This is a genomic window from Pseudoalteromonas sp. SCSIO_11900 (genome assembly GCF_000576475.1).
Taxonomy (GTDB): Bacteria; Pseudomonadota; Gammaproteobacteria; order Enterobacterales; family Alteromonadaceae; genus Pseudoalteromonas; species Pseudoalteromonas tetraodonis.
In genome coordinates, this window is record NZ_KK070025.1 from 421,563 (window position 1) to 443,111 (window position 21,549).

At 41.2% G+C, this 21,549-nt stretch carries 14 protein-coding genes and 2 pseudogenes; 13 read left to right on the plus strand and 3 right to left on the minus strand.

Annotated elements, in window-relative coordinates; all coding sequences use genetic code 11:
* Positions 1–11 precede the first annotated feature (11 nt).
* Positions 12–1,487: an SLC13 family permease gene (locus BG00_RS16105; protein WP_036983914.1), complete on the plus strand. Its 1,476-nt coding sequence runs from the start codon at positions 12–14 to the stop codon at positions 1,485–1,487.
* 188 nt (positions 1,488–1,675) lie between these two features.
* Complete coding sequence (locus BG00_RS16110) at positions 1,676–3,094, plus strand: coniferyl aldehyde dehydrogenase (RefSeq protein WP_036983915.1); 1,419 nt, start codon at positions 1,676–1,678, stop codon at positions 3,092–3,094.
* A 62-nt stretch (positions 3,095–3,156) separates the two neighbouring features.
* Here BG00_RS16110 and BG00_RS16115 read toward each other — a convergent pair whose 3' ends face one another.
* Complete coding sequence (locus BG00_RS16115; RefSeq protein ID WP_013463177.1) at positions 3,157–3,882, minus strand: tetratricopeptide repeat protein; 726 nt, start codon at positions 3,880–3,882, stop codon at positions 3,157–3,159.
* 316 nt (positions 3,883–4,198) lie between these two features.
* Here BG00_RS16115 and BG00_RS16120 point away from each other — a divergent pair, with 316 nt between their 5' ends.
* The 4 genes and pseudogenes from BG00_RS16120 (at position 4,199) to BG00_RS16135 (ending at position 7,543) form a co-directional block, all read left to right on the plus strand.
* The gene (locus BG00_RS16120; RefSeq protein WP_036983916.1) at positions 4,199–5,062 is read left to right on the plus strand and encodes a DUF6279 family lipoprotein; all 864 of its coding nucleotides are present in this window, start codon (positions 4,199–4,201) and stop codon (positions 5,060–5,062) included.
* 168 nt (positions 5,063–5,230) lie between these two features.
* Positions 5,231–6,237 (plus strand): annotated as a pseudogene (locus tag BG00_RS16125) (GGDEF domain-containing protein).
* Positions 6,201–6,701 carry a transposase gene (locus tag BG00_RS16130; protein WP_036979831.1) on the plus strand — a complete coding sequence of 167 codons (501 nt, stop codon included), beginning with the start codon at positions 6,201–6,203 and terminating at the stop codon, positions 6,699–6,701. The pseudogene BG00_RS16125 and the gene BG00_RS16130 overlap by 37 nt, the downstream one beginning before the upstream one ends.
* A complete protein-coding gene (locus tag BG00_RS16135) occupies positions 6,698–7,543 on the plus strand; it encodes an IS3 family transposase (RefSeq protein ID WP_250653896.1) in 846 nt (281 codons plus the stop codon). The genes BG00_RS16130 and BG00_RS16135 overlap by 4 nt, the downstream gene beginning before the upstream one ends.
* 72 nt (positions 7,544–7,615) lie before the next feature.
* Here the strand turns inward: BG00_RS16135 and BG00_RS16140 are convergent, their stop codons facing one another.
* On the minus strand, positions 7,616–8,554 hold the full coding sequence (locus BG00_RS16140) for a LysR family transcriptional regulator (RefSeq protein WP_036983917.1): 939 nt from the start codon (positions 8,552–8,554) through the stop codon (positions 7,616–7,618).
* 118 nt (positions 8,555–8,672) lie between these two features.
* Between BG00_RS16140 and BG00_RS16145 the strand changes: the two genes are divergently transcribed.
* The 5 genes from BG00_RS16145 (at position 8,673) to BG00_RS16165 (ending at position 17,987) form a co-directional block, all read left to right on the plus strand.
* Positions 8,673–9,842: an efflux RND transporter periplasmic adaptor subunit gene (locus tag BG00_RS16145; RefSeq protein WP_036983918.1), complete on the plus strand. Its 1,170-nt coding sequence runs from the start codon at positions 8,673–8,675 to the stop codon at positions 9,840–9,842.
* A 9-nt stretch (positions 9,843–9,851) separates the two neighbouring features.
* Positions 9,852–13,001, plus strand: coding sequence for an efflux RND transporter permease subunit (locus tag BG00_RS16150; protein WP_036983919.1), 3,150 nt, complete (start codon positions 9,852–9,854; stop codon positions 12,999–13,001).
* Positions 12,994–14,406, plus strand: coding sequence for a TolC family protein (locus tag BG00_RS16155; protein ID WP_036983921.1), 1,413 nt, complete (start codon positions 12,994–12,996; stop codon positions 14,404–14,406). The genes BG00_RS16150 and BG00_RS16155 overlap by 8 nt, the downstream gene beginning before the upstream one ends.
* An 8-nt stretch (positions 14,407–14,414) precedes the next feature.
* The gene (locus BG00_RS16160) at positions 14,415–15,440 is read left to right on the plus strand and encodes a zinc-binding dehydrogenase (protein ID WP_036983922.1); all 1,026 of its coding nucleotides are present in this window, start codon (positions 14,415–14,417) and stop codon (positions 15,438–15,440) included.
* A 291-nt stretch (positions 15,441–15,731) separates the two neighbouring features.
* Positions 15,732–17,987 carry an acyl-CoA dehydrogenase gene (locus BG00_RS16165; RefSeq protein ID WP_036983924.1) on the plus strand — a complete coding sequence of 752 codons (2,256 nt, stop codon included), beginning with the start codon at positions 15,732–15,734 and terminating at the stop codon, positions 17,985–17,987.
* Between the two features lie 174 nt (positions 17,988–18,161).
* Here the strand turns inward: BG00_RS16165 and BG00_RS16170 are convergent.
* Positions 18,162–19,129: pseudogene (locus BG00_RS16170) on the minus strand (integron integrase).
* Positions 19,130–19,435: 306 nt separating this feature from the next.
* Between BG00_RS16170 and BG00_RS16175 the strand changes: the two are divergent.
* Positions 19,436–20,272: a tyrosine-type recombinase/integrase gene (locus BG00_RS16175; RefSeq protein WP_036983808.1), complete on the plus strand. Its 837-nt coding sequence runs from the start codon at positions 19,436–19,438 to the stop codon at positions 20,270–20,272.
* Positions 20,269–21,357: an IS91 family transposase gene (locus BG00_RS16180; protein ID WP_036983809.1), complete on the plus strand. Its 1,089-nt coding sequence runs from the start codon at positions 20,269–20,271 to the stop codon at positions 21,355–21,357. The genes BG00_RS16175 and BG00_RS16180 overlap by 4 nt, the downstream gene beginning before the upstream one ends.
* Positions 21,358–21,549 lie beyond the last annotated feature (192 nt).

The window sequence follows — 21,549 nt, forward strand, 5'->3', positions numbered from 1 at the left end:
GGGCTAAACAAATGACAAAACGTATTTTAGAAAATAACGCGAATAAAAAGCCATTTATGCAATGGCTGTTATTGTTACTTGGCCCATGTGTCATGCTACTTACTTGCTTAGTTGAGCCGCCAGTAGGGATGTCGGCGGCAGCATTTAAAACCGCAGGCTTAGCATTTTGGATGGCCTCGTGGTGGGTGAGTGAGGTAGTGCCTATTCCTGCTACTGCGTTACTCCCTTTAGTGATTTCGCCGATTGTTGATATAGCAGCGATAAAAAGTGTTGCAGCGCCTTATGCGCATCCGCTGATCTTTTTATTTTTAGGTGGCTTTTTAATCTCAATAGCGATGGAGCGTTGGGGGTTACACAAGCGTATTGCATTAAAAACAATGCGTTATGCAGGTAAAAAACCAAGCTTACAAATTTTAGCGATGATGTTAGTGACTGCATTTTTATCAATGTGGATGTCTAATACCGCTACCGCAGTAATGATGCTTCCTATCGCTTTATCTATTACCCATTTAGTTAAAAGCTCAGACCCTAGTAATGAAGGTTTTGGTAAAGCCCTTTTACTGTCGATTGCTTATGGCGCAAGTATTGGTGGTATTGCTACATTAATTGGTACTCCACCAAATGCATTAATGGCTGCGTACCTATCAGACAGTTATCAGATTGAAATTGGCTTTGCCGAGTGGATGATTGTTGGTGTGCCATTAGCGCTCGGTATGTTGCTGATCAGCTGGATTTGGTTAACTAAATTCACTTATAAAGTCGATGCGAATGTACAAGCGAACAAGCGTATTGATACCAAAGCGGTATTCTCTTCACAATTAAAAGACTTAGGTCTAATGCAGCGTGCTGAAAAGGGCGTGTTGTTTGTATTTGTGCTTGCCGCTATTTGTTGGATATTTAGACCTTTATTAGGTGATGTTACCGGGCTTAAAATTTCAGATACCGGTATTGCTATTGCTGCAGCATTACTACTGTTTGTACTACCGGCAAATAAAGGCAGCGATGCGCGTATTTTAGATTGGGAAAGTGCCGCTAAAGTGCCGTGGGGTGTGTTGCTTTTATTTGGTGGCGGATTAACACTTGCCTCGCAAATAAAGTCATCAGGATTAGCTGATTATATTGCTAATATGATTGAAGGGGCGAGTACTATTCCATTAGTAATGAGCATTCTTGTTGTGGTTGCGCTGATTACGTTCTTAACTGAAATAACCAGTAATACGGCAACTGCAGCAGGCTTTTTACCACTGCTAGGCCCCGTTGCTGAGTCAGTAACAGGCAGCCCGTTAGTGTGGGTTATTCCAGCTGCGATTGCGTGTAGTTGTGCGTTTATGATGCCAGTAGCCACACCACCCAATGCGATTGTGTTTGGCTCGGGTGAAATTAAAATGAAAGACATGATCCGTGCTGGTTTTGTGTTAAATATTGTCGCTATTGTTTTAATTACCTTAGTAACAATGACCATAGCAGCCCAAGTTTTTGGTTTTTAATAACCCACTTTAATCAACTAACAAAACAGATAACCGATGCACACAAAAGCAGTGCATCGGTATGCGTTCCAACCAACCTGTTGAGTGTTTTTGCAATCCTTTTCCTCGTGTTGCAAAATCACTCTTTATTGCTCGAGTAACAGAACAAGGTTATAGTCTTGAAAACGTTATAAATCGAGTAGCTTATTTTGAACACTGACACATTATCTACAGGATCTTTGCGTTCGCAATTTAATGAACTAAAGCATGCTTTTGAAGACACCCCTTATTTACCCATTGAGCAACGTCTTGCTTTACTCAAGAAAGTACGCGCTAACATTGTAACGTTAGAGCAAGACTTGATTGCTGAAGTATCTAAAGATTTTGGATACCGAACGGCGTTCGATACCGTAGTGGGGGATATTTTGCCCACCATGCAGGGACTTGCGCATATTATTAAAAAGCTACCTCGATGGTCTAAACCAAGTCAGCGCAGCGCGGGGTTAAGCTTATGGCCCTCAAAAGTAAGTGTAACCTATCAGCCTATTGGCGTGGTCGGTGTGATTGCACCATGGAACTATCCTATTCAACTAGCATTGGTACCTGTTATTACTGCGATTGCAGCGGGTAACAGGGTGATGTTAAAGCTCAGTGAATTTACGCCTAACACCAATGCCGTTATTGAAAAAATATTTGCAGGTGAATTAAGCCAACACTGCAAAATTATTCAAGGTGGTAGCGACGTGGCAAGTGAGTTTTCATCATTGCCATTTGCGCATTTGCTATTTACAGGCTCGACTGCCGTTGGCAAGTTAGTTATGGCCGCGGCCAGTAAAAATTTAACGCCGGTAACATTAGAGCTCGGCGGAAAATCGCCCGTGATTGTGTTAGAAAAAGCCGATGTAAATAAAGCCGCGCGTGCATTATTATTTGGAAAAATGGCCAATGCAGGGCAAATATGTGTAGCGCCTGATTACGTGTTTGTTCCTAAAGCATTGGAGCACCAATTCATTAAAGCGCTTTGTATCCTTTATAAAAAACACTTTAAGCAAGGTGTTGAAGGCAAAAACCTGACCTCGATTATAAGCCCTGCACATTATCAGCGTTTGCTGGGTTATTTAGAGCAAGCACAAGAGCAAGGCGCTAAAATTACTAAACCGCTTGAACAAAACCAGCAAGATGGCGAAAAGCATCGTATGGGTCTGCATATTATTACGCACGTAACAGATGAGATGACATTAATGCAAGAAGAGCTATTTGGCCCCATTTTACCCATTATGAGTTACGACAAATTAGAAGACGTGCTTAATTATATTCGATTACGCGACCACCCATTAGCCCTTTATATTTTAGGTCAAGATAAACAGGCGCAACAGTACATTATTAAGCAAACACTTAGCGGAACAGTTGCTGTAAACGACACATTAATACAAGTAGCTGCCGATGATGTGCCGTTTGGTGGCGTGGGGCATTCGGGGATGGGGCATTATCACGGTAAAGAAGGTTTTCTCACCTTTAGCCATGCAAAAAATACCTTAGTCTCTGGCTCGGTTAACCCGCGCATTGGTTTATTACTTAAACAAAATAAATTACAGATCAAAGTGCTAAAGTGGCTTTATGTAAAATAGCTTGCAACGCTTAAAATAAAAAGCTGAATGAATCACTTCATTCAGCTTTTTTAATAGCTAACTTAAAACAGTCGTCCTTCGCCAGCATAAGTACCCGCTAAAATTTTGGTATAAATTGCATCGGCTTTTTCTTTGGCCTCAGCTACCTCTTTCGGGAGCATAGTACGTTCATCAAGTTTACGGCTGTGACTGGCTTGCATGTTGCCGTTATACTCGGCAATGGTATTCCATACATACGACATTTCAAGATTTTTTGGCATTCCTAAGCCTTCAAAATACATCAGTGCTAAATTAAACTGCGCCAATGTGTAATTATTAGCAGCGGCTTTTTCATACCATGTTCTGGCGGCTTTATAATCTTGGCTAACACCATCGCCATTTGCGTACATTACACCTAAGTTATACTGTGCTGCGGGAAGGTTCTTATTTGCTGCTTTTTCAAATAAGGTTATGGCCATTTGTTTGTCTAATTTAACGCCATTACCTTCATCATATAAAACCGCAAGTGCAAACATTGAATCTACATGGTTTTTCTTTACGGCTTGTTGGTAAAGCTCAGCTGCTTTGTAATAGTCACGGGTAACGCCATGGCCACCTTCGTATAGCTTACCTAATTCGTAAATACCCGGTGCATAGCCTTTGTCAGCTAAATAATTAAACTCTTTAAGTGCTTCTTCAAATTCACCCGCATTAGCAGCTCTGATCCCTTCTTCTAGTCCAGCATGAGCAAGAGGGGTAGCGAGCATAATACCGGCCAGTAGCAGTGCTTTAAAATTAGACTGTGACATAAGCATGTCTCCAAATTAGTTGTCGTTCTATGTAAGCGCCATAAAAGTAAAACTTACCTAGTGAATCTATTAGGGATAGGTAAAAAATTATGAGCTAAATTAATAACGCCAACGTTTATAACCTAGGTATACAAACGTATTAACAAGTAGCTTTAACTATAGCTCAAAAATTCTAAACTTAAGCACATAGTCATGATAAAAATTGCGTTAGCTTGCGATTCTATAGAAAAATGAAAAAAATAAAAGCGAGCAATAGCTTACATAATTACTTATGATGATTTTTGGCAACTAAAGCATCATAAAACGGGGTCTGTTAATGTTAAATAATTTAAAAAATATAAAACTAAGCAAAATTATTTTTATAACCAGTTTATTGTTTATTGCCAGTTGTTCTACCTCCTTTGCTTATAACAACCTTGGTTGGCTGTCTTCGTTTTGGATAGACGATTATGTCGACTTAAACAAAAGCCAATCAACGCAGTTAAAAGTGATTATTAATAACACCCGAGATTGGCATCGAGAGGTTGAGTTACCAAAATATAAAGCCGATTTACTCGACTTGAGGCAGTTGCTCGATAAACAAGCCGATACAGCGCAGTTAATGGCAAAAATAACGCAGGTAAAGCAGCATTGGCGCAATTTACTTTTGTACGCGAGTGATCCCTTAATCGAGCTGGCAAAAACGTTAACTCCATCACAACGCAGTGAAATGGTAGAAAACATTCGTGAGCAAATTAATGATGAAATAAAAGAGCACGCTTCATTAACCAAAGAGGAGCATCAGCAGTCTCGTTTAGACAGGCAACTAGACTACTACGAACAATGGCTTGGTAAGCTCACCTCAGAGCAGCGAACGCTAGTGTCACAAGCCAACAGTGAATATATCAGCACCAGCAATTTATGGTATGACTATAAACTAACTCGGTTAGGTGCACTTGAGGCACTGTTTAATCAGCAAACCCTTGATGATGCCCAATTTGCGCAGCAGTTACGCACTATCATTACAGAACGAGAGCTGTTTATGAGTGCTGAACTCATTGAGAGAAATGAGGAAAATTTAAGGGCATACGCACAGTTGCTGGTTAAATTAAATCAAACCTTAAGCCCTAAACAAATTGCACATGTTGATGAGGAGTTTGCTGACTTGGTTGGCACAGTTAATGAATTGCTTACAGAATAGCTGCATTTAACCAGTCCTTTTTGCTTATTTTAAAGGTGGTTGTTAAGCGTAAAGTTGTGATTATTGCATTTCAGGATTAATTTAAACCAGTAGCTTTGATTTAAGTCTTTTATGGATATAGCCGCTCTCAACAGTACAAAAATATTACGTAAGCATGTCTTAAAATGGATGTGTTTATTTTTAGGTTTGCTGTCATTTATTTTTGCTGTGTTTAACCTATCAAAAAATCATTTTTATATTGTAGGTGGCTTAGAAGTGTGATTTCCGCACTTTGTTTTTATGTTTTTATACCATTGGTTAAAAACAAGCAACGAAATTGGTATGCCATAACGGTTTGTATGACTGTAACGCTCGTTATATTATGTGGAACCTTTTTGGCACCACTTAAAAATGGTTTGTTTTTGTGGGCGTTTTCTTTACCCATTTTGTTTTATCTACTTCTTGGTCGAAAATGCGGTATTGTGTTATCGGCCACACTTTTGGTTATGCAATCATCAGTGTTGCTTTATAAATTACCAAGCCCTTCTTTTTCCTCTTTTAACCAAGCGCTCAACTTACTGTTTATTTATATTATTATATGGGTCATTTCTCATGTTTTTGAAGAAAATAGGGCCGAATTTTCTAAGCGACTTAAAAACTTGGCTTTACTTGATCCTCTTACGGGCGCAGGAAACCGTTTATCTATGAGTCATTATTTTGAAGTGGAGATAAAAGACAAATCACAGTTGTACTTGTTTTTAATTGATCTTGACCACTTTAAACAAATAAATGATGAATACGGCCATCATGTAGGAGATAAAGTGCTGGTTGAGTTGGCAACTCTATTTAGGATTACTTTTGCAAAAGGGTATGTGTTTAGGGTGGGGGGTGAAGAATTTTCTTTAATGAGCAATTTTGATAGTGCACAATCCGCGCTGGCAATGGCTGAAAATCTTAGACAAGCCGTTGCAAATAAATATATTGAAGCCAATGGTATAACCATAAATTTAACAGCCAGTGTTGGCGTAGTTAAGTACCAACAACTAAATTTGGCTGAATTAATAGCGCAAGCAGGTAAGCAGCTTTATAAGGCAAAAGATGCGGGGCGCAATGAAGTGACCCCCAATAGTTGGACATTCCAATTACTGGGGGTCTTTTTATGTCCAAACATCATCGAGCTTTTAAGCTCAAAATAGCAGAGCTCGCTTTGTCTGAAAGCTCTTCGACAGTAAGCAACAGATTTAATGTTACAGATAGGCAGGTCCGATATTGGACCGCTATTTATCGAATTCATGGCGCTGAAAGCTTCAGGTCTGTTCACAAACCTTATTCTCAAGCATTTAAGGTAGAAGTGTTAAAAACGATGACAGCAAACAGTTGGTCACTCGGTTATACCAGTGCTTTTTTCGATTTATCGTCCCCTGGCATTCTTTTTCAATGGCAAAAGCTTTATGCTCGTGATGGTATATCACGTCTCAAACCACAAATAAAAGGTAGGCCAGTCATGACTAATAATTCTTCTTCATCAAAACCAGTAGAGCAAATGACTGAGGAGGAGTTACGAGAAGAATTAGCATACTTACGAGCAGAGAATGATGTGCTAAAAAAGTTAGAAGCCTTGGCTCAAGCCAGAAAGAAAAAAGCAAAGACAAGACGATAGTCGTCGAAGAGTTCAAGGCAAAACATAGCTTACGACACCTTTTAAAGGCTACAGGGCTGCCAAAGAGTGTTTACTATTATCATCGCACTACTTGTAAGCAACCCTGTGCAAGCAATGATTTACTGGTAAAAATACGTGATATCTATCACGCGCATAAAGGACGATATGGCTATCGCAGAATTACGAGTGCTCTGAGAACAATGGGGGTACTTGTTAATCATAAGCGCGTTCAACGGCTGATGAATGAGTTAGGCCTCAAGTCAAAAGTAAGGCCTAAGCGTTATAAATCCTATAAAGGTGAAGTGGGTAAAATCGCAGAAAATACGCTTAACCGTGAGTTTAGTGCGCAGAAGCCAAATCAAAAATGGGTGACGGATGTGACAGAGTTTAAAGTGAATAATGAGAAGGTATATCTATCGCCTATGATTGACCTATTCAACCAAGAGGTAATCAGTTACGAAGTCAGAAAATCCGTTGCACTCCCTTTGGTAACTGACATGCTTAAAACAGCAACTGCTAGGTTGAAGCCAAATGAAAAGCCAGTTGTACACTCAGATCAAGGGTGGCAATATCAAAACAAACAATATCAAAATCATCTCAAGGAAAAAGGGTTGCAACAAAGTATGTCTAGAAAAGGAAATTGTTTAGATAATGCGGTTGCTGAGAACTTCTTCGGCATATTGAAGAGTGAGATGTACCACAACGAAACGTTTAAAGACGTGAATGAGCTTATTGAAAACATCAAAGAATATATCGACTATTACAACAACGAGCGTATTAAGCTGAAACTAAAAGGCCTGAGTCCGATACAGTATCGAAATCAGGCCTTGGCAGCCGCTTAAAAATGAGTCCAACTTTATGGGGTCACTTCACAATGCGGTTTTTTCTGATATTAACCTCTGTGCAGATGCGGCTTAATACATTTGATCAAAATTAGGAATACTGTTCTCCCAAATCGGTCTTTCTTTGCCAATGTATTCACGCACGGCATCAAAAAACAATCGTGTTCTTACCGGTAAATCTCGGTGTGGGTATACAGCATACATTGCATTATGTTCCATTAATTTTACATCCGTAAGTAAGGGCACCAGTTGCCCATCAATCACTTCTTTATCTAAAATAAATGCCGGCGCTAAAAAGTAGGTGGTGCCAGAGAGAGTTTTCATTAGTAATACTTCTGCATCGTTTGCTCTAAACACACTTTTTATTTTTTGTGCGCAGTGCTCGCCAGTGTGGTTATAGTAATTTATGCCTTCTACCCGCAGTGAGTTGCTGGCATAACTGGCCGCTGGCAATTGTGCCAAATCAGTGATTGTTGTAGGCATACCGTATGTTTCTATAAACGCTGGCGCGGCTAATAGTAACAAACGATTACGGGCAATTTTACGAGCAATTAATGATGAGTCTTTGGGCTCACCCACTCTAAACGCTAAATCAAATCCTTCAGATACAATATCAACCAATCGGTCATCCAAACGCAGTTCTACTTCCACTTGCGGAAAGCGTTTTTGAAAATCGTTTATCACTGGCTGTAAGTAGCGTCGACCTATTAAAGTAGATGCGGTTACTTTTAATACGCCGCGTGGCTCTTGGTGGTAGTTTTCTGCCATGCGCACCGTTTCGCCAAGCAGACTTCGTAGCTCACCTGCTTTTTTTATCATTTCAGCGCCCGCTGCTGTAAGAGAGAATGAGCGGGTTGTTCTGTTCAATAGCCTTACTCCAAGTTCATCCTCTAACCGACTAATTTGCTTAGAGATCACTGAGCGGTCAATATTTCGTATTTCGGCTGCTTTTGCAAATGAGCCTTGCTCTACCACTTCAAGCAGCATTAATAGTCGACTGGTTGTATCCATTATTTCATCACGTAGTGAGTATTGATGCCATTTTGGCACTAATGAATTTAAAAATCTATTGTTTTTGTCATCAAGTATGTTCCGTATTATGCAACGCTAAATTAAAAGGAGCGTCGTTATGAACAAACACTTAATTGCTATAGCATTATCTGTTGCATTAATCACACTGGCCGGTTGTGCCGATGAAGATACAACACAATCAGCACCCGCACAGCAACAACAAGCAATTGATGTAGCCGAGGTCTTGGTTAAGCCAGTTCAAAGTTGGCACACCTATACAACACGCTTAGAGTCACCGCAAAAAGTGGCATTAATGCCGCGTGTATCCGGCATTATTGAGCAAATTGAATTTAAAGAAGGGGATAGCGTTAAACAAGGCGATGTATTATTTCGTTTAGACGATCGCTCATTCGCTGCAACCGTTGACAGTTTAAGCGCTCAGGTTAAAAGTGCTCAAGCAGCACTTGAACAAGCAAAAAGCGAAGCATCGCGTGCGGTACGCTTAACTGAGCGAAAAGCCATTTCGACTGAGCAAGCACAAGCGCGTACATCGACTCTGCGTCAGCGTGAAGCACAACTTGCTGCACTGCAAGCGCAGCTTAAAGCTGCAAAGCTCGATTTAGAGTTTACGTCAGTGGTTTCTCCTATTGATGGCGTGATTTCTCGCGCAAATATTACCAAAGGTAACAACGTACTTGCAGGGCAAAGCGTGCTTACTTCAATTGTTTCTAATGACAAAATGTACGCTTACTTTGATGTAGATGAACGTACTTGGAATAGCGCATTTGACGAAGTAACAGCTGCAAGCAAACAGCCTGTTGTAATGCAAAAAGTAGGACAAGACGATTTTAACTATAGCGGCCATATTAACTTTATAGATAATCAAATTAACGCATCTACAGGCACTTTACGCGTTCGTGCGGTATTTGATGATCGCAGTAACGAGTTGCGTTCGGGCTCATTTGCACGCATTAAGTTAGCTGCTAATGCAGTACGTGACACTGTCATTATTCCAGACAGAGCCATAGGCACAGATTTAAAAAATCGCTTTGTGTTAACGGTAGGCGAAAACAATGTGCTGCAGTATAAGCTTGTAACGGTAGGTGAGCGCTATGGATCGTTGCGAGCCATCACATCAGGACTTAAGCAAGGCGATGTTATTGCTGTAAATGGCCCTGCTCGTGTAGGACCGGGTATGCCGATATCACCAAATAAAGTGGCAATTAATACCCAAGGCGTGGCATTTACGCTAAGTGCTAATCCTGCCGATTTAGTTGCTAAGCAATAAGGTTATTAGATGAAATTTTCACACTTTTTTATACAGCGACCGATTTTTGCGGCCATGCTGTCGTTGATTATTTTAATTGCAGGTAGCATTTCATTATTTCAGCTGCCTGTCAGTGAATACCCAGAAGTCGTACCACCGACAGTGGTTGTGACTGCCAGTTATCCAGGTGCGAACCCGACGGTTATTGCACAAACAGTGGCAACACCGCTTGAGCAAGAAATAAATGGCACCGAAAACATGCTGTATATGTTTTCACAAGCAACCAGTGACGGACGTATGACGCTCACGGTGACATTTGCGTTAGGCACTGATTTAGACCGTGCCCAAGTGCAAGTGCAAAACCGAGTAAATAGTGCGCTGCCGCGTTTGCCACAAGAAGTGCAACGTTTAGGGGTTGTTGCTGAAAAATCATCACCCGATTTAACCATGGTGGTGCATTTATATTCACCCCAAAACAGCCATGACACCGCGTATTTATCAAATTATGCCGATTTAAATATCAAAGATGAAATAGCGCGTTTACCTGGTGTGGGTGATATTCGTTTATTTGGTGGTGGTAAATATGCAATGCGAGTTTGGCTTAACCCAGATGCGCTAGCATCACGTGAGCTTACTGCAAGTGACGTGGTCAATGCACTACGCTCGCAAAATCAGCAAGTTGCAGCGGGCAGTTTAGGTTCGCAACCGATTTCAAATGACAGTCAGTTCCAAATTTTATTAAACGTCAAAGGACGCCTTAATAGCATTGAAGAGTTTAAACAAGTCATTATTAAAGTTGGGGAGCAAGGGCAGCTTACGCGTTTGTCAGATGTGGCACGTGTTGATTTAGGCCAAGATTCTTATGCATTGCGTGCTGAGCTTGATAATAAACCCGCTTTAGCGATGCCAATATTTCAACGCCCAGGGTCAAATGCCATTGAGCTCTCTGATCAGGTGCGTGAAACGATGGCACGTTTATCAAAAGACTTTCCAGCAGGTGTTGAATACGACATTGTTTATGATCCAACGGTATTTGTGCGAGGCTCAATTGATGCGGTGATCGCCACTTTACTCGAAGCAATCGTGCTGGTGGTGATTGTGGTTATTGTGTTTTTACAAACCTGGCGCGCATCTATTATTCCGTTAATTGCAGTGCCTATTTCACTCATTGGTACCTTTGCAGTAATGCAATGGCTTGGGGTGTCTATTAATACCTTATCGCTATTTGGTTTAGTACTGGCTATTGGTATCGTGGTTGATGACGCAATTGTGGTCGTAGAAAACGTTGAGCGAAACATAGAAGATGGCTTATCTCCGCTTGAAGCAACCCGCGTGGCAATGACGGAAGTAACCGGCCCTATTATTGCGATTGCATTAGTATTATGTGCGGTATTTATTCCGACGGCTTTTATTACTGGGCTTTCAGGGCAGTTTTATAAGCAATTTGCATTAACCATTACTATTTCAACGGTAATTTCGGCGTTTAACTCATTAACGCTGTCGCCAGCACTGGCTGCTTTATTGTTGAAATCACATGATGCCGAGCCTGATGCGTTTACCCGCGTGCTTAATAAATTATTTGGCCGTTGGTTATTCCAACCTTTTAATCGCGTGTTTGACCGTGGTGCTAAAGGGTATGAAAAGCTGGTACAAAAGCTTATTCGTATGAGCGTTGTAGTTATGGTTGCGTATATTGCCTTAGTTGGCGGTACGATTAAATTGTTTGATGCGGTACCGGGTGGCTTTATTCCACAACAAGATAAGCAATACTTAGTCGCCATTGCGCAGTTACCTGACGCTGCAAGTTTAGACCGTACAGAAGCGGTGGTAAAACAAATGCAGCAAATTGCATTAGAGGTACCTGGGGTTGCGAACACGGTAGCGTTTCCTGGTCTTTCAGTGAATGGTTTTACTAATAGCCCAAATAGCGGCATCGTATTTACACCACTGGCGCCTTTTGCAGAGCGTACGGATCCGAGTATGTCGGCTTCGGCTATTGCAGCGCAATTAAACCAACGTTTTGCGGCCATTGATGAAGCCTTTGTCGCTGTGTTTCCGCCACCGCCAATTCAAGGCTTAGGCACCACAGGTGGCTTTAAATTGCAAATAGAAGATAGAGCTAACAAAGGCTTTGAAGCCTTATTTAACAGTTTGCAATCAGTGATTGCTGCGGCGCAAAAAGATCCGGCGTTAATGGGGCTGTATTCAAGCTTTAGAATTCAAGTGCCACAAATGGATATTGATATTGACCGTGAGCAAGCGCTTATTCAAGGTATTCCATTAGATGAAGTGTTTAACTCGTTACAAATTTATTTAGGCTCAGTGTATGTAAACGACTTTAATTTGTTTGGTCGTACTTACCAGGTTAATGCCCAAGCTGATGCTGATTTTAGGGTAGACCCAGAGCAAATACTAAACCTAAAAGTGCGTAATCGTGCCGGTAATATGGTGCCGTTAGGCTCAGTATTAACGGTAACGCCTACCATCGGCCCAGATCGTGTAATGCATTACAACGGCTACCCAAGTGCAGAGCTTAATGGCAGCCCAGCGCCCGGTTATAGTTCTGATCAAGCGCAATTGGCGATTGAAGCTGTCCTAGCAAAAACATTGCCTACTGGCATTGAATATGAGTGGACTGAGGTAACGTACCAGCAAGTATTAGCAGGTAATACCATGGTGTATGTATTCCCTCTGGTTGTGTTGCTGGTGTTTATGGTACTGGCCGCACAGTATGAAAGCTTACGTTTACCACTGGCCATTATTTTAATTGTACCTATGACTATTTTCTCAGCGTTATTAGGGGTGTGGTTTGTAGGTTCAGACAACAACATATTTACGCAAATAGCGTTGATTGTACTGGTCGCATTGGCTTCTAAAAATGCCATCCTTATGGTGGAATTTGCTAAAGATAAGCATGACACTGGGTTATCGCACCTTGAGGCGATGTTAGCGGCGTGTCGATTACGTTTACGCCCAATTTTAATGACATCAATTGCGTTTACCGCAGGTGTTATACCGCTTGTATTGGCAACCGGTGCCGGTGCAGAAATGCGTCATGCCATGGGTAATGCAGTGTTCTCGGGCATGATTGGAGTAACTGTGTTTGGACTATTATTTACACCGGTGTTTTATATGCTGGTGGTAAAAAAGCCGCGCGTTAAGGAGTCTTCACATGACTAAATTTAACTTAAGCGCACTTAAATTATCGCCATGGTTGAGTTCTGCATTAGCGGTTGCTGTGTTATCAGGTTGCGCGAGTAAAATTGACACAGCTGCTCAGCAACAACAGGTTGATGAGTTTATTGCCAAGGCAATATCTGCAGAGCAGTTTATGGGTGAAAATGAGCAAAACTGGTGGCATAAGCTGGGCTCAGCGCAGCTAAACCAACTGCTGAGCAACGCACTTGCTAATAATTACGACTTACAAACTAGTCAGCTGGTATTAAAAAGCGCTTTGGCGCGTATTGGCGAGCAACAAGCGCAATACTTACCGCAAGGAGGTATTGAGGTTGGTGCAAAACGAAGCGGGCTAGGCAATACCAATAACCGACAATCAAGTGCGAATGTAGCACTTGATTGGCAGCTCGACTTATTTGGTCGAATTACTGCGTTAGTCGATGCCGCGAATTCACAAGCAATGAGCCAAGCTGAGCAAGTTAGGTTATTGCAAATTGAAGTGGTGTCGGCTGTGGTTAAAGGCTTTGTGAGTTATCAAGGTAATCTGCAAAAGCAGCAAATTATTGAGATGCAAATAGAAGCGCTTGAACAAAGCATTCAAGTGCTACAGGCCCAAGTTGATGAAGGTGTGGCCAATGAGCTCGACTTAAACCGCACTATGGCGCAACTTAGGCAGCAGCAAGCCTTGGTGCCGGCAATTAAATATGCGAAGTACCGTGACTTATCTACTTTGGCCGTATTAAGCGCGCAAACTACGCAATCACTGATCATTAATGATGAGCGTACTATATTAACTAAGGCATTTGCGGTGTCATTGGCAAAGCCTAATGATGCAATAGCACTAAGACCTGATATAAGTCGTGCTTTATTTGATTTTAGCCAGGCAAATAGCCTAAGTGTAGCAGCCAGTAAAGCTTTATTGCCGGATATTAGCTTAAGCGGCTTTGCAGGCGTGTTAAGTTTAGGGAGCAACGGTTTTAGTGATACCCAGCAGCAATGGCAAGTAGCGCCGCAATTGCAGTGGTCATTATTAAGTTACCCTGCGCTTTTAGCACAACGCGATGCGCAGCAGTTTTTAAGCCAAGCAGCGTATACTGACTACCAGCAAGTGGTATTAAAAGCGATTAACGAGAGTGAACTTTCTCTGCAATTATTGGTCAATCAAGCACAGCAATCGCGCTTTGCTGAGCAGCGTTATCAATTTGCTAATAATGCATTTTTACAAGCACAAGCAATGTACGAAGAAGGGCAAATTCCTTACTTAGAGTTGTTAGATGCGCGTCAGGATGTTTTAATAGCGCAAGAAAATGCCGTTGATTCAACTATTTCATCGCTACTTGCCAAAGTAAATGCCTACCAGTCATTTAATGGGCGATGGAGTTACGCGTTAAGTAATACTAACAAGTAGAGTTTTTGATGCCTAATACTGCAGATACAAACCCAAATACTATTCCTACATTAATGCGCTCTATTGTGTTAAACGAGCCCAATGAGGATATTAACTTATCGGATACTCAGTTACCTGTGCCTCAGTGCACAGGGAATGAGTTATTAGTAAAAGTAGAGTACGTTGGTTTAAACCCGGTGGATGCACAATTTGCCAAGTCTGGCTTTTGTACGTGGCAATACCCGCATGTTTTAGGCTTGGATGCAGTGGGAACAGTGGTTAAAGCGGGTAAAGGTATTTTTCCGGGGGTAGGGGAGCGTGTTATGTGGCACGCCAGCGTAGGTGAGCAAGGGGTACTGAGCGAATACGCAAAAGTGCCTAATTATGCGGTGTCTATCGTTCCTCAGCAATTAGCCAGTGACAAAGCTGCAACTTTACCCTGCGCCGGAATGGCGGCATTGATTAGCTTAGATAAACTATCAGTAACTGAGGGCGATACGCTCTTTGTTGAAGGTGGCGCTGGCGCTGTAGGGCAATTTGCTATTCAGTTTGCCAAGCAGCGCGGTGCAGATGTATTTACCACCGCCTCTAAGCGCAATCATAAGTTAGTTAAGCAACTCGGCGCCGATGTGGTCTTTGATTACAACGATAAAGCCTTATGTGACAAAATTCGTCGAGAGTTAGGTCCACAAGGGTTTGACGCTGTTATTGATATTATGGGGGGGGAATCGACCATTCAAAATATCGAACTAATGCGTTTTTGTGGTCGTATTGCTTGTTTAAATCCACTTCCTAACTTTGAACAGCAGCTAATGTATCGGCGTGCGCCTAATATTAGTATTGTCTCCTTAGGAGGTGCGTGGCTAGCTAACAGCTTATGTGCGCAGCAGCGGATGAGTTTTATGGGCAATTTGTTGCTTGAAAAGGTAGCAAATGGCGAGATAATTCCTCCAGAAGTATTAGCTGTTGATTTTAACGCAAAGGCTGTTTCTAGCGCATTAAACAATCAGTTAGCAGGTGGTTTTACAGGTAAACAAGTGGTTAAAATAAGCTAATTTCACCCAAATTCTCGTATTAAAAAACGCAGCCTAGTTTTAGGCTGCGTTTTTTTGTTTCTACTTTATTACCAAATCCGTATTTGCGGCGCCAACAACCAGAATTATTAAATTTTTAACAAAAAAAATAACAATTCAGCGTACAGGTGCAAGCCTTTTTATTTCAACAGTTTACGTTCAGGTAAAGAAAATAAATTGCAAAAACTGTTAATTAATTGAATAGAGTAATTGATCTAAAGCGATTTTTATGACGTAATGTAGGTATTATTTATCTGGTCGGATGAGTTCGTTATGAGTTTACGTACAAAATTAAAAAAAGTACTACCAAGCATTTCAGTTACTGAGCAAGAAGCGTTAGACGCTGGTGATGTATGGCTAGAAGGGTCTATCTATCAAGGTAAACCAGATTTCAGCGCGTTACGCGACGTACCTGCGGCTAAATTAACCGCAGACGAGCAAGCGTTCCTAGATGGCCCAGTACAAGAATTACTTGGCATGATTGACGATTCAGTCATTCAAAATGGTATTCATTTACCAAACGATATTTTAGAGTTTTTGAAAAAAGAGCGTTTCTTCTCGCTGATCATCCCTAAATCGTTTGGCGGTTTAGAGTTCAGCCCATACGCTAACTCAACAATTGTAGGTACAATTGCTACTAAAAGCTCAGCGGTTGCGGTAACCGTAATGGTACCAAACTCGTTGGGCCCGGGTGAGTTACTTCTTCACTTTGGTACAGAGGAGCAACAAGCACACTACCTACCACGCCTTGCAAATGGTACAGACATTCCATGTTTTGCATTAACCAGCCCAGAAGCAGGCTCTGATGCAGGCGGTATTCCAGATGTAGGTACCGTAACTAAAGGTATGTACAAAGGCGAAGAAGTACTTGGCTTAGAAATCACGTGGGACAAACGCTATATTACACTCGCGCCAATTGCTACTGTACTTGGTTTAGCGTTTAAAGTAGTTGACCCAGATGGTCTACTAGGTGGCAAAGAAAACCTAGGTATTACCTGTGCACTTATTCCAAAAGAGCACCCTGGTGTAGAACTTGGTAACCGTCATGATCCTATGGGTATCCGTTTTTACAACGGTACTACACGTGGTAACAAAGTATTTGTACCAATGGACTTTATTATCGGTGGCCAGAAGAACATCGGTCGCGGTTGGCAAATGCTGGTTAGCTGTTTAGGCGCAGGGCGTGGTATTTCATTACCAGCATTGGGTGTAAGTACAGCACAAGTTGCATTTAAATCAGCTTCTGAGTACGCAGCCGTGCGTGAACAGTTTGGTTTATCAATTGGTCAATTCGAAGGTATTCAAGAAAAGCTAGCTGACATTGCAGGTAAAACATACCTACAAGAAGCAATGCGAGTACTGACAACTGAAGGTTTAGGCATGGGCTTAAAACCATCGGTAGTGACTGCAATCGCTAAATACCATATGACAGAGCTTGGTCGTGATGTACTTGATTCAGCAATGGATATTCAAGCAGGTAAAGCGATTCAAAACGGTCCACAAAATACATTAGCGAGTGGTTACGTGGCGCAGCCTATTGCCATTACGGTAGAGGGCGCGAACATTCTGACTCGTAACCTTATGATATTTGGCCAAGGTGTTATGCGTTGTCACCCATACTTACAATCTATGGTTGAGTCTATCCACAGCGATGACAAAAACGCAGATGCAGAATTTAATGGTATTTTACGTAAAACAATTGGCTACAGTACAGCAAATAGCTTACGTGCATTCCGTTTAGGTGTATTACCGTTTACTGCTGGTGCAAACTCGGCATTACCAGAAGTACGTGACTACGAAAAAGCAGTGCATAAACTATCAGCTAAATTAGCTGTGTATGCTGACTTCTCGTTACTAGTACTTGGCGGTAAACTAAAGCAAGCAGAGATGCTTTCAGCACGTTTAGGCGATGTAATGAGCTTCTTGTATGCAGCTATGGCATCTATTAAGTATTACGAGCAAAAAGTAGCAAGCAGCGAGCGTGAGCAAGCGGCTCCTTACTTCCATTACGCAACACGTTTTGCATTACAAAGTGCTGAGGAGGCATTGCACAAGTTCTTAGATAACTTCCCTGCAAGTGGTACACGTAAGTTCATTCGTTTCATTACCATGAACTACTCAACTAAAATGCCAAAAATTAGCGATGATTTAATTCGTGAATTAGCGAAACAAGCTCAGCTTGACACAGCATTTAAAGCGCAAATTACCCATTTAGTTAAGCCAATTAAAGGTGATGGTCATCACATCAACGAGCAAGCTTACAAAGCTAAAATGGCATCACTTGAGTTATTAGCAAAAGTGAAAAAAGCGCTACGTGCTAAAACCTTTAAGCCGGGTACGCGCTTTTCAATCACGCTTGAAAATGCACTTGCTGCAAAAGTAATTAACGACGCTGAGTTTGTTCAGTTAAGTGATTACAACAAAAAACGTGAAAAAGCGATTCGTGTTGATGAGTTCGACTTCGATATGAACATTCTAGACGACAACGCACAGCCAGTTAATCCACTTAAAAGCGTGGTTAACCAATAAAATTCAATAATGCAAAGCGCCTGCAGTTTAGGCGCTTTTATTGATACAAAATTAGTGTGGAGCTCCGCTTGTGTAAAAACAAGCGGGGCTTTTTTATGGGTTTTCAAAGTAGAAATAGATAGCGGTATTGGTCTTAAAGCGAATATGTATGCGTAGAGAATTAAAAAGAGATGCTTATAATCTTGAAAAAGGGCTAACAACCCCGTTGGCACCTTGTTGCAGTACATGGGTATATATTTGTGTGGTTTTAACATCAGAATGGCCAAGCTGAGCTTGAACAGTTCTTATATCGGCGCCATTTTGCAGTAGATGAGTAGCAAAAGAGTGTCTTAATGTATGAGGTGTTATTATTTTTGTTAATCCTGATTTTTGGACGGCTTTTTTAACCTCTTTTCTAATACAAGAGTGATGAAAATGATGTCGTCTTATTTCACCACGTTGAGGATCTGAACTTAATATATGAGAAGGAAACAAATACTGCCAAGCAAGCGGTTTTACGGCACTTGGATATTTTTTGTTAAAGCATATGGCATTCATACGCCAGAATATTCCGTATTATTTAAATCAAGTTTTAAATAGTCATCAACGTTCAAAATTTGATTTCTCAGCATAGGAATTAGCTCTGTGGCTAGCGTTACAATACGGTGTTTATTACCTTTTCCATTCCATACTTGAATGCATTTATAATCAAAATCAATATCTTTCACCCTTAACTGCACCGCTTCCATTACTCTTAAACCGCTACCATACATAAGGCCTGCAATAAGATAATAGCGCTTATTTAAATGAGTCATAAGCAGCTTAACTTCTTCTGGCGTCATTACGACAGGCAGTTTTGCTTGTTTTTTACTGCGGGCAAAATTTAAGTTTAACGATAGTTCACTTTTTATTATGTGCTTGTATAAAAATGACAATGAATTAAGTGCTGTGGCTTGCGTTCGTGGTGCAACATTTTGCTTTAAAACTAAGTGTTCTAGATAGCGTTCGACTTCATTGTCTCCCATTGAGGCGGGGTGGCGCTTATTATGAAAATGAATATAAGATGCAATCCACCTCAGGTAGGTATCTACGGTACGTAATGAATACTGACGAACTAGCATATATTCAGCTATGTAATTTAAAAATGGGGAACGTGTTTTCATACTATTACCAATAATAGTGCTGTTTTTATATACAGTATAGTTGTGATGCTCACATATTCAAGAAAATGAGCTGCGAGCGCATTTTCTCTTTTATTGAGAGTTTGAGTGCTAATAAAAAATTATATATAGCAATGTGTTAAGTTATTTGGTAAAAATGATTTATAAAATACATGAGCGTATCGTTGGCAGAAATATGCGCGATGAGCGCACTATAAAATTGTTGAACTAAGCCGCTACGCGGAGATCCTATTCTTATCATTTGAGCCACACTTACCTTGGGGTTATCCCATAACTTGGAGGTAAGTCATGAATACACTCATTGAACAAGTCAAAACTGAAATAGCCTATCGTGGTTATTCGCAAAGTACATGTAAAAGCTACTGTGAACATTTACTAAAACTCAGTCATTATTTTAATAAACCGCTCGATTCGATTACTGATGAGGAACTTAACGCCTTTTTTAACGATCCTGCGATTCGTAAACTTTCTAGAGCAAGCCAAAAAATACAGATAAACAGTATTTGGTTCTTGTTTAAGAATATTTTACATCGGCCATTGAACTTAGATATTGTACTGCCAAAAGTAAAACTTCGCGCACCCACGTATTTATCGCGCGATGACATGCGACGGCTGATAGAGAGCTGCACGGATGATATGCGCTTAAAAACATTGATTATGGTGTGCTATGGGTGTGGCTTACGTATTAATGAACTGCTACGCATTAAAGTGCAAGATATCGATGGACAGCGTAAAACTATTTTAATTGAACAAGGTAAAGGGGATAAATCACGCTATGTGGTTGTATCAGATAGCGTGCTGGCTCAATTACGTTGTTATTGGAAAATGTATCACCCAACAGGTTGGATGTTCTATTCACGGTTATTAATGGATAAACCTATGTCAGCATCAACCTTCAGGAAGCCATTGAGAAAACATGCACAAGCGTGTGGCTTAAAGCACTGTAATCCACATACTTTACGCCATGCTTATGCAACACACCAACTTGAATCAGGTATGCCACTTCATCAACTGCAACATCAGCTTGGGCACAGTGATATTAAAACCACACAAAGTTACTTACATTGGTTACCAGAGTTAGGTCATGGCGGCATTGATTTGCTTGCGAGCTGGAGTAAACAATGAACGCCTTACACCTCGCTGATATTTTAAACTCAAGCCTTGAGAGTTATCGCCAACATCATACGGTGAGTTATCAACAACTGCGCGTGTGTCAGCACCTTCAATCATGCAGAACGGGTCAGCTCGGTTATCAAGCATGGCAATGTGATAACTGTGGTGAGTCGCAAAAGATTGGATGTAGCTGTCGAGACCGTCATTGTCCGCGTTGCCAAGGCATGGCTACGGCTAAATGGGTGCAAAAACAGCAGGAGGATTTATTACCATGTAGGTATTTCCACCTTGTTTTTACACTCCCGCATGAGTTGAATATCATTGCGCACTACAACCCAAACGCGTTGTATCAGTGTTTATTCAAAGCCACATGGCAAACGCTGAGTAAATTTGCGAAACGAAAGAGGCATGGTCAGTTAGGCATGACAAGTGTACTGCATACGTGGGGGCAAAACTTAGGTCAGCATATCCACTTGCATTGTTTGATACCCGCAGGTGCGCTTGATAAAGCACACTGGCATGAAATAGAAAAAGGCTATTTATACCCCGTTAAAGCATTATCAACAGTGTTCAGAGGGAAAATGCTGGCGGCGCTTAATGAATGCGATAGTTCATTCGCGAAGATAAACACCCCAACCAAATGGTGCGTGTATAGCAAAGCCTGTTTAACGTACAGTGAAAAGCTAGTTAGTTACCTTGCTCGTTATACCCGAAAAGGCGTGATGTCAGAATCGCGATTAGTGTCAGCGACTGAAGAAACAGTGAGCTTTAAATACCGCGATTATGCAGATAACAACCGCGATAAAGTCATGACTCTGAGTTGTAATGAATTTTTACGGCGCTACTTTCAACATGTATTGCCTAAAGGGTTTATGCGCATTCGCCACTATGGCTTTTTAGCTAATGCGTGTCGCAAGCGAAAGTTAGCATTAATAAGGTCACAAGAATCACACAGAGGTAAAGTGGAGAAGCTAAAGACAGAAAACGTAACACTGATACCGCATTGGCCTTGCCAGCATTGTAAGGCAGGTATCTTGCGGTTAATTGGCGTATTCCAGTTATATGAAACAAGGACCAAAGTAGAGCGAACGAGTTAGCAGCTAGGTAGCTGCTTAAAATCAATTAGTTAACCTGCTTAACTGCTCAGGCTAGCGGCCTCTGTACGTGTAAAAAATATAATTGCTTATTAAGGCAAATTTAGGTGTAATGAATACATAATAAGCGCTGAGCAATGCAGGGAAAGCTTACATAACACTAGCTAAGCTGATTAAATCAGCTAGGAAAGTGAG

What these genes read in the sequence shown, in the direction of transcription:
- BG00_RS16165 (WP_036983924.1), top strand. Translation starts at nt 15,732, where the DNA reads ATGAGTTTACGTACAAAATTAAAAAAAGTACTACCAAGCATTTCAGTT.
- BG00_RS16120 (WP_036983916.1), top strand. Translation starts at nt 4,199, where the DNA reads ATGTTAAATAATTTAAAAAATATAAAACTAAGCAAAATTATTTTTATA.
- BG00_RS16130 (WP_036979831.1), top strand. Translation starts at nt 6,201, where the DNA reads ATGTCCAAACATCATCGAGCTTTTAAGCTCAAAATAGCAGAGCTCGCT.
- BG00_RS16140 (WP_036983917.1), bottom strand. Translation starts at nt 8,554, where the DNA reads ATGGATACAACCAGTCGACTATTAATGCTGCTTGAAGTGGTAGAGCAA.
- BG00_RS16160 (WP_036983922.1), top strand. Translation starts at nt 14,415, where the DNA reads ATGCCTAATACTGCAGATACAAACCCAAATACTATTCCTACATTAATG.
- BG00_RS16155 (WP_036983921.1), top strand. Translation starts at nt 12,994, where the DNA reads ATGACTAAATTTAACTTAAGCGCACTTAAATTATCGCCATGGTTGAGT.
- BG00_RS16145 (WP_036983918.1), top strand. Translation starts at nt 8,673, where the DNA reads ATGAACAAACACTTAATTGCTATAGCATTATCTGTTGCATTAATCACA.
- BG00_RS16180 (WP_036983809.1), top strand. Translation starts at nt 20,269, where the DNA reads ATGAACGCCTTACACCTCGCTGATATTTTAAACTCAAGCCTTGAGAGT.
- BG00_RS16150 (WP_036983919.1), top strand. Translation starts at nt 9,852, where the DNA reads ATGAAATTTTCACACTTTTTTATACAGCGACCGATTTTTGCGGCCATG.
- BG00_RS16175 (WP_036983808.1), top strand. Translation starts at nt 19,436, where the DNA reads ATGAATACACTCATTGAACAAGTCAAAACTGAAATAGCCTATCGTGGT.
- BG00_RS16115 (WP_013463177.1), bottom strand. Translation starts at nt 3,882, where the DNA reads ATGTCACAGTCTAATTTTAAAGCACTGCTACTGGCCGGTATTATGCTC.
- BG00_RS16105 (WP_036983914.1), top strand. Translation starts at nt 12, where the DNA reads ATGACAAAACGTATTTTAGAAAATAACGCGAATAAAAAGCCATTTATG.